Below are 13,201 nucleotides of genomic sequence, written 5' to 3'. Positions count from 1 at the left end.
AAGAATCGTTAAAGAAGAAAAATTTATTCTTGAAAATTAAAAATAATTTGTTATAATAATATTTGTCTTACGACAAACTAGAATAACTAGTCTGGTGGCGATAGCGAAGAGGTCACACCCGTTCCCATACCGAACACGGAAGTTAAGCTCTTCAGCGCCGATGGTAGTGAGGGGATTCCCCTTGCGAGAGTAGGACGCTGCCAGGCGATGATGGAGGTTTAGCTCAGCTGGGAGAGCACTTGCCTTACAAGCAAGGGGTCGGCGGTTCGATCCCGTCAACCTCCACCATACATAATAAGCCGGCTTAGCTCAATTGGTAGAGCAACTGACTTGTAATCAGTAGGTTGTGGGTTCAAGTCCTACAGCCGGCACCATTTTCATTTGGATCGCTAGATTAATCGAGGAATAATAAACATATTATCTTTGAGAAACGTGTCGGGTTTACCACTCCCATCAGATGATCCAGATCCTAAATACAGTAGTAAGCAATTTGATTTTGTTATGAGCCATTAGCTCAGTCGGTAGAGCATCTGACTTTTAATCAGAGGGTCGGAGGTTCGAATCCTCCATGGCTCACTTTATGCGGGTGTGGCGGAATTGGCAGACGCACCAGAATCAGGGTCTGGCGCCGCAAGGCGTGGGGGTTCGAGTCCCTTCACCCGCACATGTAAATGCGGAAGTAGTTCAGTGGTAGAACACCACCTTGCCAAGGTGGGGGTCGCGGGTTCGAGTCCCGTCTTCCGCTCCATTATCATGCCGGGGTGGCGGAATTGGCAGACGCACAGGACTTAAAATCCTGCGGTGGGTGACCACCGTGCCGGTTCGAGTCCGGCCCTCGGCACTCGTTTGCGCCCATAGCTCAATTGGATAGAGCGTCTGACTACGGATCAGAAGGTTAGGGGTTCGACTCCTCTTGGGCGCGCCATACGGGAAGTAGCTCAGCTTGGTAGAGCACATGGTTTGGGACCATGGGGTCGCAGGTTCGAATCCTGTCTTCCCGATTGAAATAAAAGAAATGGGGCCTTAGCTCAGCTGGGAGAGCGCCTGCTTTGCACGCAGGAGGTCAGCGGTTCGATCCCGCTAGGCTCCACCAATTACAAGTTTATATGACATATGGCGGTGTAGCTCAGCTGGCTAGAGCGTACGGTTCATACCCGTGAGGTCGGGGGTTCGATCCCCTCCACCGCCATTTAAAGGACCTTTAGCTCAGCTGGTTAGAGCAGACGGCTCATAACCGTCCGGTCGTAGGTTCGAGTCCTACAAGGTCCACCATTCATTCGTGGAGGAGTACCCAAGTCTGGCTGAAGGGATCGGTCTTGAAAACCGACAGGCGGGTTACACCGCGCGGGGGTTCGAATCCCTCCTCCTCCGCCATTCTGAATGATGATTATCGTCGCGGGGTGGAGCAGTCCGGTAGCTCGTCGGGCTCATAACCCGAAGGTCGCAGGTTCAAATCCTGCCCCCGCAATTGCTTTTCCTTCTTAGAATTTAAATATTTTGGCTCGGTAGCTCAGTCGGTAGAGCAAAGGACTGAAAATCCTTGTGTCGGCGGTTCGATTCCGTCCCGAGCCACCATTTTTGTCCATTGATTCTCATGTAATGTCTATGGCGGCTATGGCGAAGTGGTTAACGCATCGGATTGTGGCTCCGACATTCGTGGGTTCGATTCCCACTAGTCGCCCCATACAGTGTTTGCGGGTGTAGTTTAGTGGTAAAACCTCAGCCTTCCAAGCTGATGTCGTGGGTTCGATTCCCATCACCCGCTCCAATTCATTCAGCATGGGCCTGTAGCTCAGCTGGTTAGAGCGCACGCCTGATAAGCGTGAGGTCGATGGTTCAAGTCCATTCAGGCCCATTTTGTTCCGCAGTAGCTCAGTGGTAGAGCAATCGGCTGTTAACCGATCGGTCGTAGGTTCGAATCCTACCTGCGGAGCCATTTTTGTATAAGGAGAAGTACTCAAGTGGCTGAAGAGGACGGTTTGCTAAACCGTTAGGTCGCAAATATGCGGCGCGCGGGTTCGAATCCCGCCTTCTCCACCATTTATATGAATATGGCCCGTTGGTCAAGTGGTTAAGACACCGCCCTTTCACGGCGGTAACACGGGTTCGAATCCCGTACGGGTCACTCTGAAAAATCGGCAGCATGCTGCCGATTTTTTTGTCTTATCTCCTGTTCGTTTTTAGCCGCAGTGTTAAAGCCACTGCGGTTTTTTTATGTTCATATGAGTTTGAACCTCCATATATCTGTTAAGCATATACTCCCATATGGAAGATATAAAGACTATAAGATTACTGTTAAAATGAAGTCTTTCCCTCTTTGACGCCTGTATCATTTGAACCCCGGACATGCTGGACAACATTTTCCCGTGGTGAAATGGTTTGGATTTTGTCAGAAAACAGTGAAAAGTTATAAAAGGAGTTCTCTCTCTAACAGCAGAATTTAATCATGACACTAATTGGAGGAGGGGATACTTTTATGTCTGCATCTGCCCCTACGGATATGGATCATTATTTATTTCATGAAGGAAAACATTTTCATTGTTACGGTCTTTTTGGTGCACACATCCGAAAACGCCATGGTAAGGAAACGACAGAATTTTGTATTTGGGCCCCAAATGCAGTGGAAGTAAGGCTGATGGGTACTTTTAATGGATGGAATGGTGAGGGATACCGTTTGGAGCGTACCGGTCCGGATGGTATATGGTTCCTGTCAGTGAACGGAAATTTGGAAGGAGAGCTATATAAATATGAAATAACGACCCGGGACGGAGAACGTTTTTTGAAAACCGATCCATATGCTTTTTATACGGAAAAGCGTCCGAGAACCGCAGGGATTATTTATTCGTTGAACGACTATAAGTGGCATGATGAATCATGGCTGTTGGAAAAAGAAAAAAAGAGATTATATGACGAGCCCATGTTCATATATGAGGTTCACCTTGGAACGTGGCGAAAGAAAGAAAACGGTGATTTTTATTCTTACAAGGAATTAGCGGAAACTTTAATTCCGTATGTAAAAGAACAAGGATTTACTCATATTGAAATAATGCCGATAACCGAGCATCCATTTGATCTATCTTGGGGATATCAAACAACGGGCTACTACGCCGTGACAAGCCGATACGGAACCCCGCATGATTTTATGTATTTTGTAGATTGCTGCCATCAACACGGATTAGGGGTTATTTTAGATTGGGTCCCAGGTCATTTTTGCAAGGACGCTCATGGTCTGTCAAAATTTGACGGGAGTTTTTTATATGAATACGAACATGAATAGGATAGGGAAAATTATGTATGGGGAACAGCTAATTTCGACTTAGCTAAAAAGGAAGTTCACAGTTTTTTAATTTCCAATGCGTTATTTTGGCTAGATGTTTATCATATAGATGGTTTTAGGATCGATGCCGTTGCAAACCTTCTCTATTGGCCAAACCGCCATGAAAATCAGTTGAATTCTTTTGGTGTTGAATTTTTGAAAAAGCTGAATGAAGCGGTCTTTCATTATGATGAAAATACGCTGATGATCGCAGAAGATTCTACGGACTTTCCTCTTGTTACTTCTCCTGTTTATTGCGGGGGTCTTGGATTTAATTATAAATGGAATATGGGTTGGATGAATGATGTTCTTACCTACATGGAACTAGGATTTGAGGAACGCTCTCATTATCACTCTCTTATTAGTTTTTCTTTGATTTACGCTTTTTCTGAAAATTTCATTTTGCCTTTCTCTCATGATGAAGTTGTGCACGGCAAGAAATCGTTGTTGGATAAAATGCCCGGAGACTATTGGCAAAAGTTTGCCCAGCTTCGCCTGTTAATAGGGTATATGGCGGCTCATCCCGGGAAAAAACTGTTGTTTATGGGCACTGAGCTGGCCCCATTTTCCGAATGGAAAGATCGGGAACAGTTAGATTGGCATTTGAGTCAATATGAGCTTCATGCGAAATTCCAACATTTCTCGAAAACACTGCTCTCCTTATATAAAAAAGAGACTCCTCTTTTTCAACTAGATCATTCCTCTGAAGGATTTGAATGGATTGATGTTCATAATTACAGCCAAAGCATCTTTTCATTTATACGGAAAGACAAAGATGGGAATCCACTTATCGTGATTTGCAATTTCAGAGAGTTTGCGTACGAGAAATATAAGGTAGGAGTGCCCTTTTTGGGAACCTATAAAGAGATTTTGAACAGCGATAGTGACGAGTTTGGCGGCTCAGGAAGGGTGAATCATAGGCCATTATCGGCGAAAAAAGGGATGTATCATGGCAAATCCGCGTACATAGAATTAATCATACCACCTTTTGCAGTTCTTTATTTAAAACCGGAAACGCTTGAAAGGAAGGAATCAATCGATGGCAAAAGAAAAATGTGTTGCTCTAGTGCTAGCGGGAGGCCAGGGGACCAGACTGTCCGCATTGACCAAACAACTGGCAAAACCGGCCGTTCCGTTCGGCGGAAAGTATCGGATCATTGATTTTACTTTGAGCAATTGCTCGAACTCGGGAATTAATACGGTGGGGGTGCTTACCCAATATCAGCCGTTAGTCTTAAACTCTTATATCGGCATCGGAAGCGCCTGGGATCTTGACCGCAAAAACGGAGGAGTGACGGTTTTGCCCCCGTACAGCGAATCATCGACGATGAAATGGTATTCGGGAACAGCTAGTGCCGTTTATCAAAATCTTAATTATTTGCGGCAATATGATCCGGAATATGTATTGATTTTGTCAGGAGACCATATTTATAAAATGGATTACTGCAAAATGCTCGAGTTTCATATTGAAAAGGGTGCAGAGGCGACGATTTCCGTAATCGAAGTGCCATTGAAAGAAGCAAGCCGGTTTGGAATTATGAACACAAATGAAAAAATGGAAATAACCGAATTCGAAGAAAAACCTAAGATTCCAAAAAGCAATTTGGCATCTATGGGAATTTATATTTTTAACTGTAGTTGAGCAATTTTAATTACAATAATTACCATGTAAAAGAGACAAACAGGGTACCCCTTATGCCACGTGGAGCTGTTTTTTCACGGTATCAATGGGAATATTTTGTTTCGCTGCACGGTAAATGAACTCCACGAGGCTATGTCCTTTTCTCTTGCGCAGAAGATCGAGCCCATCAGAAAAATCGCTGTTCGACTCGAACATGCTGTACACGTAAGCAAGCTGCACCAAGATCCAGTAGCGTTTCACCGCCCGACGTCCGCGAACGCGGTATCCATCGAGTTTCAGCTGGTCTTTCGCTTGACGGAAAAAACATTCGATCGACCAACGCTGGGCATAGTAGCGCAAGATCTCTTCATCGCTTAGATCCCGGTCGGTGCTCAAGACGCAGTGAAGATGTTCCGATGTCATCGGCTGATCGGCTTTCCAAGCGAGCAGCACCACGGCATCATCGAGACCTTTGAGAGAGCCTTCGTAGCGATAAACCCGATAACGCTCTTCTCCCACCGTGACGAGGTGAGTGTCTTTCGGTTCGATGTAGCGGGCAAACTCCCTCACCTGAACCGCAATGCCTTTTGGATAAAGAAGCCGATTGGCCTTGAGCATTGCGATTACGTGGAATCCCTTTTTCAGACAAGCTTCCACGAGCGTTTGCGATGGATACCAAGAGTCCATCAGCACATAAACAGGACGGTGTACATCCAAAGAAGAAAGCATCTCGATCGCGAGTTCCCCCTTGCTTTTCCCAGCCGCCTTGTCGTAGAGGCGGAACGCAAAGGGAAAAGCCTGGGTCATCGTATGAACCATGAGCCAAACGAGAGAATGTCCCCAGATCGACTTTTTCTCTGTGTGAGAATAGTGCCAATCACACCCTTGAATGGCGTGCGTTGCCTGTGACGAAGGCTTGGTTTTTTGGCAAATCGTATCATCGATCGAAACAAAAAGGGGTTGATTCTCCTGTTTGGCGATGCGTTCGACACGACGAAGCATCCACTGTTGAAGTTTGCGAAGCAGCGTCTCTTCATCCCAAGGGCTTTTCGTGAAAAAATGGCTGAGTGTCGTGCGGTGGTTCGGATGAAAGCTCCAATGATGAAGATCGGTCAATGTTCCCGCAAATCCTTTGGTGGTCAGCGCATCCACGATATGAACGAGATGCTTCATGACAGGTTTTGAAAAATAAAGTGCCAACCCCAACATCGTGAAAAACTTGTGGATTCCTTGATGATGTGCTAATCTATTCATGAGACATGAACCTCCTTGTGAATAGTTTTGGTGACACATCTATTCTAATCAAGGAATCGGGTTCATGTCTCTTTTTTTGTTTGGTTGTAAATTTATGTTAGCGAATTTGCTCATCTATAGTTTTTAATTGGGATTTGTTGCAAGATTGTTTAGAAAAAGATAATCAAGATCCTTTATCAAGCCATGATTTTGGAAAAGATATTATTCCGACTCTTTTACGCAAGCGGAGACGTCTTTACGCCTATCCATTTTCGGGGTATTGGAAAGATGTTGGTACGGTTCAAAGTTTATGGGAAGCGAACATGGATTTGCTGGAAGAAGAATGTGGATTAAACATTTTTGATCAATCATGGAGAATTTACTCTGTAAATCCAAACCAGCCTCCGCAATCGATTGGCGAACATGCCGTTATACAGGACTCATTAGTAAATGAAGGGTGCGTCGTGGATGGATATATTCATCATTCGGTTTTATTCCAAGGAGTAGTCGTCGACGAAGAGTCCTATATAAAAGATTCTGTCATTTTGCCCAACACGAAGATAGGAAAATATTGCACGATTGAACGGGCCATTGTTACTTGTGATTTGCCGGAACATACGGAAATCCGCGGTTATGATTTCATGGAAATTCCATTGATTACACAAGATAATCTACAGCAATGGATTGCTTAAATTTAAAAATGAAAATAGAGAATAATAAATAGGGAGGGGATCGATTGAAAGCTTCTTTGCTTGGTGTCATTGATGCAACCACTTATTTTGATTCTATGGAGGAACTGCTAACCCATCGTTGTTTAGCAGCCGTTCCGTTCGCGGGGCGCTATCGCTTGATCGATTTTATTCTTTCCAATATGGTGAATTCGGGAATCGAGAGTGTGGCCATTTTTCCGCGATTTCAGTTCCGTTCCTTAATGGATCATTTAGGATCGGGAAAGGAATGGGATTTAAACCGTAAAAGAGATGGGCTCTTTTTCTTTCCATCACCAGGTTTAGAAGTTATGGAAGAGGGGATTGGATCGTTTAGTCATTTTGCCCATCACATGGATTATTTTGACCGAAGCCAGCAACAATATGCATTAATCAGCAATTGCTTTACGGTTTTTAACATGAACTTTGAACCGATCTTAAATCGATTTATAAATGAAAATTGTGATATCATGATGATTTCCCACCATGGACAATCTATGGATATGTACCTTGTGAAGAAGTCTTTGCTAGTTCAATTGATACAAACAAGGAAAATAACAGGATATCGATGCATGCAGGATGTGGTGGAAGATCAAAATAGTCGTTTGACAATATGCCTGTACGAATATGAAGGATTTGTGAAAAAAATTACTTCGATTGCTTCATACTATCAAGCGAGCATGGATGTGTTGGAACGAGACAATTGGTCAGCATTGTTTAAGGACGGCCAGCCGATCTTTACAAAAGTGAAAGATGAGCCGCCGACAAAATATACGAAATCGGCTATTGTCAAAAATTCGATTATTGCTAATGGCTGTGTCATTGAGGGAACGGTCGAGAATAGTGTGATTTTTCGCGGCGTCAAAATAGAAAAAGGTTCGGTCATAAAGAACAGCATTATTATGCAAAAATCCCAAATCGGCAAGGATTGTCATTTGAATGGAGTCATTGTCGATAAAAATGGCCAAATTAAGAACGGTGTATCTTTGGAAGCTCGGAATGGGTTCCCGATTGTCTTGCCAAAAGGCGCAAAACAAGGAGAGTTGATGAAGTCTTGAAAATATTATTCGTTGTATCGGAATGTGTGCCTTTTATCAAGTCAGGAGGATTGGCAGATGTGGCGGGATCATTGCCAAAAGAATTGAAAAGGTTCGGCAATGATGTTCGCGTCATTCTTCCCAAATACGGCAATATAGAGGGTCGTTGGAAATCGCAAATGACAAAAGAGGCGGAATTGACGGTTTCGGTCGGATGGAGAAATCAATATTGCGGAGTGGAACGGTTAGAATACGATGGAGTCATTTATTATTTTATCGATAATGAATATTATTTTAAAAGAGAGGGCCTGTATGGCTATTTCGATGACGGGGAACGATTTTCTTTTTTTACAAGAGCGGTTTTGGACAGTTTGGCCGCTTTGAATTTTTATCCAGAAATTCTTCATTGTCATGATTGGCATGCCGGAATGATTCCGTTTATGTTACGGATGGAGCATCAACATCGACACGGATATGAATTGATCCGAACCGTCATGACCATTCATAATCTTCAATTCCAAGGAATTTTCCCTAAAACCGTGCTCACTGATTTGCTCGGGTTGAAAGAGGAGCATTATCACCCTTCATTAACCGAATTTTTCGGCAATATTAATTTCCTGAAAGCGGGGCTTGTATCTGCTGATTGGATCACAACGGTTAGTCCGACTTATCGCGAGGAAATTCTAACCCCTTATTTCGGCGAGAAGCTTCACGGAGTATTAAATAGTCGAAAAGAACAGATAACGGGCATACTGAACGGAATAGATGAATCGATTTATGATCCTCGTCATGACCCGTATATCGAACCTTATTCGGAAGAAGATCTAAGTGGAAAAAAAGAAAATAAGAAGCGCCTTCAAGAACAGCTTCATTTAAACGTGGAGGAACATATTCCTGTTATAGCGATTATTTCGAGGTTGACAAAACAGAAAGGGCTGGATCTGGTCAAATGTGTTTTTCATGAGATCATGCAAGAGAATGTCCAATTGATTGTACTGGGTACGGGAGAAGCAGAATTCGAACGATTTTTTGCCGAAATGGAAAACCTTTATCCAAAAAAAGTTAAAGCCATTTTGGAATTTAACGAGGAAATGGCCCATCGGATTTATGCGGGGGCGGACCTATTTTTAATGCCGTCGAAATTTGAACCGTGCGGATTAGGGCAAATGATCGCGATGAAATACGGGACCCTTCCTATAGTACGGGAAACAGGCGGACTTAACGATACGGTTCAATCTTATAATGAGTTCACGAAAGAAGGGAACGGGTTTTCGTTTCGAAATTTCAATGCACATGATATGCTGTATACCATTCGGAGAGCACTGTCTTTTTATCGTCAGCCTGACATTCGGTATGAAATGGTTAGACAGGCGTTAGCTGCTGATAACAGCTGGTCTCATTCTGCTTATCAATATAATGAAATGTATGCCGATTTGCTAGCTGGGAGGGAAAGCCATGTTTTCTACTAAAGCAGAGTTTAAGGAAGCATTTTTAAACCGAGTTGAAAGAACGTCTGGAAAAAGTTTTGCGGAAACAACACCTTCGGATCAATTTCAAACATTGGGAAACATGGTGCGGGAGTATATTAGCCTTAATTGGATTCGAACGAATGAACATTATCGTTCTCATCGTCAAAAACAGGTGTACTATTTGTCCATTGAATTTCTTCTTGGAAAGCTTCTTGGACAAAATTTATTAAATGCCGGGATTTATGACCTCGTAAAAGAGGGACTTTCAGAGCTGGGGATTCAACTTTCCGAGTTGGAAGAAATAGAAATGGATGCAGCTCTGGGGAACGGCGGTCTTGGGAGGCTGGCCGCCTGCTTTCTTGATTCGCTTGCAACGCTTGATTTACCTGGACATGGGCTTGGCATTCGCTATAAATACGGCCTTTTTGAACAAAAAATGGTCAATGGCTATCAAGTTGAACTGCCGGAGCAATGGTTGAAGCATGGGCATGTCTGGGAAGTGAGAAAAGCCGATTTAACGATGGAAGTTCCCTTTTGGGGAAGAGTAGAAACGGAGAATGATAATGGAAGGTTGACATTCCATCAATTGGATGCTGAATATGTATCAGCTGTACCATACGATATTCCCGTTATTGGCTATAAACGAAAAACCGTAAATACTTTAAGGCTGTGGAGCGCTGAACCGTCTCGATATATGCCTAATAAAGATGTGATGAAGTATAAGAAAGATACAGAGGCGATTTCAGAATTTCTTTATCCCGATGATGCTCATGATGAAGGAAAAATATTGCGTTTGAAGCAGCAATACTTTCTCGTTTCGGCGAGCATTCAATCGATTGTAAAAAATTATCTTTCCCAGCATAAACAGATTCGGGATTTTCATCGCTATACGGCCATACATATTAACGATACCCATCCTGCTTTGGCGATTCCTGAACTGATGAGGATTTTAATGGACAAACTAGGATTAGGATGGGATGAAGCATGGCATATTACTTCCCATACTTTTTGCTATACGAATCATACTACGTTGTCAGAAGCTCTTGAACGTTGGCCTGTCCGTCTTTTTCAGCCGCTGCTGCCGCGAATTTATATGATTGTTCAAGAAATAAATGAACGTTTTTGCCAACAGCTTTGGGAAAAATATCCGGGAGATTGGGAACGGATTGAGAAGATGGCCATTATTTCATACGGAGAAGTCCGAATGGCTCATTTGGCGATTTCCGGAAGCTATAGTGTAAATGGAGTGGCCAAACTTCACACAGAAATTTTGAAAAAAAGGGAAATGAAACGGTTTTATGAATTTCAGCCGGAAAAGTTTAACAATAAAACGAATGGAGTGACTCATCGGACATGGCTGTTAAAAGCGAATCCGGAGTTATCCCACTTAATAACGGAATCGATTGGAAACAGCTGGATCAGAGAACCGGAAAAATTGAGCTTATTGAAACAATATGAGGACGATTGGCTGTTTTTAGAACAATTGAAGAAAGTAAAAGCGGCCCGAAAAGAAATATTGGCTGAAAGAATTTGGAAACAAAATGGGATCAAAGTCGACACCCATTCTATTTTTGATGTCCAAGTGAAACGTCTTCATGCCTATAAAAGACAGCTGCTGAATATTCTTCATATTCTTTATTTGTATAACCGCATCCGAGAAGATTCCACTTTTTCTATTTATCCGCGAACTTTTATTTTTGGCGCGAAAGCATCTCCGGGTTACTATTATGCGAAACGAGTTATTAAGCTGATCCATTCTTTAGCTGAAATCGTGAATAACGATCCTATTGTCAATCGATTCATCAAAGTGATATTTCTCGAAAATTACCGCGTTTCGCTTGCAGAAGAAATTATTCCTGCAGCCGATATAAGCGAGCAAATTTCTACAGCCAGCAAAGAAGCTTCCGGCACTGGAAATATGAAATTTATGATGAATGGGGCCATTACGGTCGGGACGCTGGATGGGGCTAATATTGAAATGTTGGAGCGGGTCGGTTCGGAATCCATTTTGATTTTTGGTTTGACATCGGAAGAAGTGATGAAGTTTGAAAAAGAAGGCGGCTATTATTCCCGTGAATATTACCATCATGACAAACGTATCAGGCGGGCGGTAGATCGGCTGGTTGATGGTCTATTGCCTGATTCCGAACAGTTCGAAGTGATTTATGATTCTTTGCTTGAAGGAAATGATCAGTATTTTGTGTTAAAAGATTTTTCTCCTTATGTGGCGATTCAAGAAAAAGCAGGATATCTCTATGAAAAAGAACAAGAGCGTTGGTTGCGAATGATGGTTCAAAATATCGCGCAGTCGGGATATTTTTCTAGTGACAGGACCGTTCAAGAATATGCCAAAGAGATATGGAAGATTGGAAAATATGAAAATCGAGACGAATCAGACTTTTCGTCAATGGAACCTTTGTTTTGAATAAATCAAATGTTCGGCGGGCGCCTTTTCAGCAAGAATAAAAGCAGCTTTATGGGACTGTTATATTGTTTTCCCCGGCTCCCGCCAACTGGCATTCATCCATTCACTTCTTGGATCCATCCCCTCGTTGATTTTAAAAACCCCTTTCCACATCCTTGCGGGCGACTAATACTCATCATCAGGACATCTATTTTTGTACAAAGAAAAAACCTGTCCTCATTATAGGGACAGGTTATAAGAAGTAACTGATAAAAAGCCCGATTGATAACAAAAATCCAAAGATCGTATTCGTTTGTGCGGTGGCTTTCATGGCAGGCATCATTTGGATTGGTTTTGTTTTTCCAATAAATCCTTTAACGGCTTTGACGGCTTTTGGTACACTTAAAAAGACGATCAATAGCCATGGAGAGGCGATTTGAAATAGGACGAGGGCTGTTACCCAAGCATACGAAACGATAAACATCCCTTGCAGGAAACGGATCGCATTTTCTCGACCGAGCAATATGGCTAATGTTTTTCTGCCGTTTTCTTTGTCGCCATCCAAATCTCGAATATTATTCGCCAATAAGATGGAGCCGATCAAAATAGAAATGGGAATCGAGATCAGAACACTTGTAGTGGTGATGAATCCCGTTTGAATGTAAAAGGATATTAAAATAATGATAAGTCCCATGAACAAGCCTGATGTCAGTTCGCCAAACGGGGTATAAGCAATCGGTTTCGGTCCGCCCGTATAGAGGTATCCGGCAATCATTCCAAGCGTTCCGACAGCCGCAATCCACCAGCTTGATTGCATGCAAATATAGACGCCGAGCAGTACAGATATTCCGCACAGGGCAAAAGCTAGAGATAAAACAGTCTTCGGTTTAATGCCGTTTCGTACGATGGCTCCACCGATTCCGACTGAATGCTCTGTGTCCAAGCCGCGCACATAATCGAAATATTCATTAAACATATTGGTAGCCGTTTGGATCAGCAAACTAGCCAACAGCATGGCAAAAAATAAACCAAAATGTATCGATGTATATTGATATGCGAGCGCGGTCCCTATTAAAACAGGAACAAAGCCGGCTGTCAGGGTGTGTGGACGAGTAAGACGCCACCAAACACGCCATCTTTTCTCCGGCTGTATAACAGGAGTTGTATGCATTTCCATTGATGGATCTCTCCTTATATTTCTAGTAAAAATAGCCTATAAAACATCCTATTCTCCCACCATCACTATAGAAAATGAAACAAAAGGTGTCAATCTTTTTTTACCGATTGATGAACGGGAGGGATGATAATGACAGCCTAAGGAATGCGCAGGAAAAGAAACAGCTGATTGAAAATCTCTGCTGCATCCTTCTGACTTTCGTCGTAATGCGAATGCCAACTTTTTCTTTAGCTTATT

The 13,201-nt window shown here is 42.9% G+C and carries 6 protein-coding genes, 20 tRNA genes, 1 rRNA gene and 2 pseudogenes; 27 read left to right on the top strand and 2 right to left on the bottom strand.

The features are described from left to right. Positions 1–90: 90 nt before the first annotated feature. The 23 genes and pseudogenes from rrf to N1I87_RS13915 form a co-directional block, all read left to right on the top strand. Positions 91–206, top strand: a 5S ribosomal RNA gene (gene rrf, locus N1I87_RS14025). Between the two features lie 6 nt (positions 207–212). Continuing rightward, positions 213–288 (top strand) — tRNA-Val (locus N1I87_RS14020). A 10-nt stretch (positions 289–298) separates the two neighbouring features. Continuing rightward, positions 299–374, top strand: a tRNA-Thr gene (locus N1I87_RS14015). A 129-nt stretch (positions 375–503) separates the two neighbouring features. Beyond that, positions 504–576, top strand: a tRNA-Lys gene (locus N1I87_RS14010). Positions 577–582: 6 nt separating this feature from the next. After that, a tRNA-Leu gene (locus N1I87_RS14005) sits at positions 583–664 on the top strand. Positions 665–673: 9 nt separating this feature from the next. Further along, a tRNA-Gly gene (locus N1I87_RS14000) sits at positions 674–748 on the top strand. 7 nt (positions 749–755) lie between these two features. After that, positions 756–841 (top strand) — tRNA-Leu (locus N1I87_RS13995). A 7-nt stretch (positions 842–848) separates the two neighbouring features. Then, positions 849–925, top strand: a tRNA-Arg gene (locus N1I87_RS13990). Positions 926–927: 2 nt separating this feature from the next. Next, positions 928–1,001 (top strand) — tRNA-Pro (locus N1I87_RS13985). 16 nt (positions 1,002–1,017) lie between these two features. Next, positions 1,018–1,093, top strand: a tRNA-Ala gene (locus tag N1I87_RS13980). A 22-nt stretch (positions 1,094–1,115) separates the two neighbouring features. Continuing rightward, positions 1,116–1,189, top strand: a tRNA-Met gene (locus N1I87_RS13975). Between the two features lie 6 nt (positions 1,190–1,195). Continuing rightward, positions 1,196–1,272 (top strand) — tRNA-Ile (locus tag N1I87_RS13970). Positions 1,273–1,281: 9 nt separating this feature from the next. Next, positions 1,282–1,374: transfer RNA gene (locus tag N1I87_RS13965), tRNA-Ser, on the top strand. 20 nt (positions 1,375–1,394) lie between these two features. Then, positions 1,395–1,468, top strand: a tRNA-Met gene (locus N1I87_RS13960). Positions 1,469–1,499: 31 nt separating this feature from the next. Continuing rightward, a tRNA-Phe gene (locus N1I87_RS13955) sits at positions 1,500–1,575 on the top strand. Positions 1,576–1,608: 33 nt separating this feature from the next. Continuing rightward, a tRNA-His gene (locus tag N1I87_RS13950) sits at positions 1,609–1,684 on the top strand. A 10-nt stretch (positions 1,685–1,694) separates the two neighbouring features. Next, a tRNA-Gly gene (locus tag N1I87_RS13945) sits at positions 1,695–1,768 on the top strand. A 13-nt stretch (positions 1,769–1,781) separates the two neighbouring features. Further along, positions 1,782–1,855, top strand: a tRNA-Ile gene (locus N1I87_RS13940). A gap of 6 nt (positions 1,856–1,861) precedes the next feature. Beyond that, a tRNA-Asn gene (locus N1I87_RS13935) sits at positions 1,862–1,936 on the top strand. An 11-nt stretch (positions 1,937–1,947) separates the two neighbouring features. Then, positions 1,948–2,040: transfer RNA gene (locus tag N1I87_RS13930), tRNA-Ser, on the top strand. 13 nt (positions 2,041–2,053) lie between these two features. Next, positions 2,054–2,125: transfer RNA gene (locus N1I87_RS13925), tRNA-Glu, on the top strand. A gap of 351 nt (positions 2,126–2,476) precedes the next feature. Beyond that, positions 2,477–4,372, top strand: a pseudogene (gene glgB, locus N1I87_RS13920) (1,4-alpha-glucan branching protein GlgB); the annotation flags it as partial. Next, positions 4,356–4,949 (top strand): annotated as a pseudogene (locus N1I87_RS13915) (sugar phosphate nucleotidyltransferase); the annotation flags it as partial. The pseudogenes glgB and N1I87_RS13915, both read left to right, overlap by 17 nt. A 60-nt stretch (positions 4,950–5,009) precedes the next feature. Here the strand turns inward: N1I87_RS13915 and N1I87_RS13910 are convergent. Next, complete coding sequence (locus N1I87_RS13910; protein WP_040037972.1) at positions 5,010–6,191, bottom strand: IS701 family transposase; 1,182 nt, start codon at positions 6,189–6,191, stop codon at positions 5,010–5,012. Between the two features lie 104 nt (positions 6,192–6,295). On the opposite strand from N1I87_RS13910, the gene N1I87_RS13905 reads away from it, so the two are divergent. The 4 genes from N1I87_RS13905 to N1I87_RS13890 are packed head-to-tail and all read left to right on the top strand — an operon-like array spanning position 6,296 to position 11,808. After that, a complete protein-coding gene (locus tag N1I87_RS13905) occupies positions 6,296–6,862 on the top strand; it encodes a sugar phosphate nucleotidyltransferase (protein WP_341103409.1) in 567 nt (188 codons plus the stop codon). Between the two features lie 44 nt (positions 6,863–6,906). Beyond that, positions 6,907–7,935 carry a sugar phosphate nucleotidyltransferase gene (locus tag N1I87_RS13900; protein ID WP_048623888.1) on the top strand — a complete coding sequence of 343 codons (1,029 nt, stop codon included), beginning with the start codon at positions 6,907–6,909 and terminating at the stop codon, positions 7,933–7,935. Beyond that, positions 7,932–9,383, top strand: a complete 1,452-nt coding sequence (glgA, locus tag N1I87_RS13895; RefSeq protein WP_340396513.1) for a glycogen synthase GlgA — start codon at positions 7,932–7,934, stop codon at positions 9,381–9,383. Before N1I87_RS13900 ends, glgA begins: the two co-directional genes overlap by 4 nt. Further along, a complete protein-coding gene (locus N1I87_RS13890; protein ID WP_341102353.1) occupies positions 9,370–11,808 on the top strand; it encodes a glycogen/starch/alpha-glucan phosphorylase in 2,439 nt (812 codons plus the stop codon). The genes glgA and N1I87_RS13890 overlap by 14 nt, the downstream gene beginning before the upstream one ends. A 232-nt stretch (positions 11,809–12,040) precedes the next feature. On the opposite strand, the gene N1I87_RS13885 is transcribed toward N1I87_RS13890, so the two are convergent. Further along, positions 12,041–12,964, bottom strand: coding sequence for a 1,4-dihydroxy-2-naphthoate polyprenyltransferase (locus N1I87_RS13885; protein WP_341102350.1), 924 nt, complete (start codon positions 12,962–12,964; stop codon positions 12,041–12,043). Between the last annotated feature and the right edge of the window lie 237 nt (positions 12,965–13,201).

Origin of the sequence: Bacillus sp. FSL W8-0102 (genome assembly GCF_038007225.1) — a bacterium.
Lineage (GTDB): Bacteria > Bacillota > Bacilli > Bacillales > DSM-4216 > Bacillus_O > Bacillus_O smithii.
Note: the sequence above shows the minus strand (reverse complement) of the source record. Positions and strands in the feature narration are given on the sequence as shown.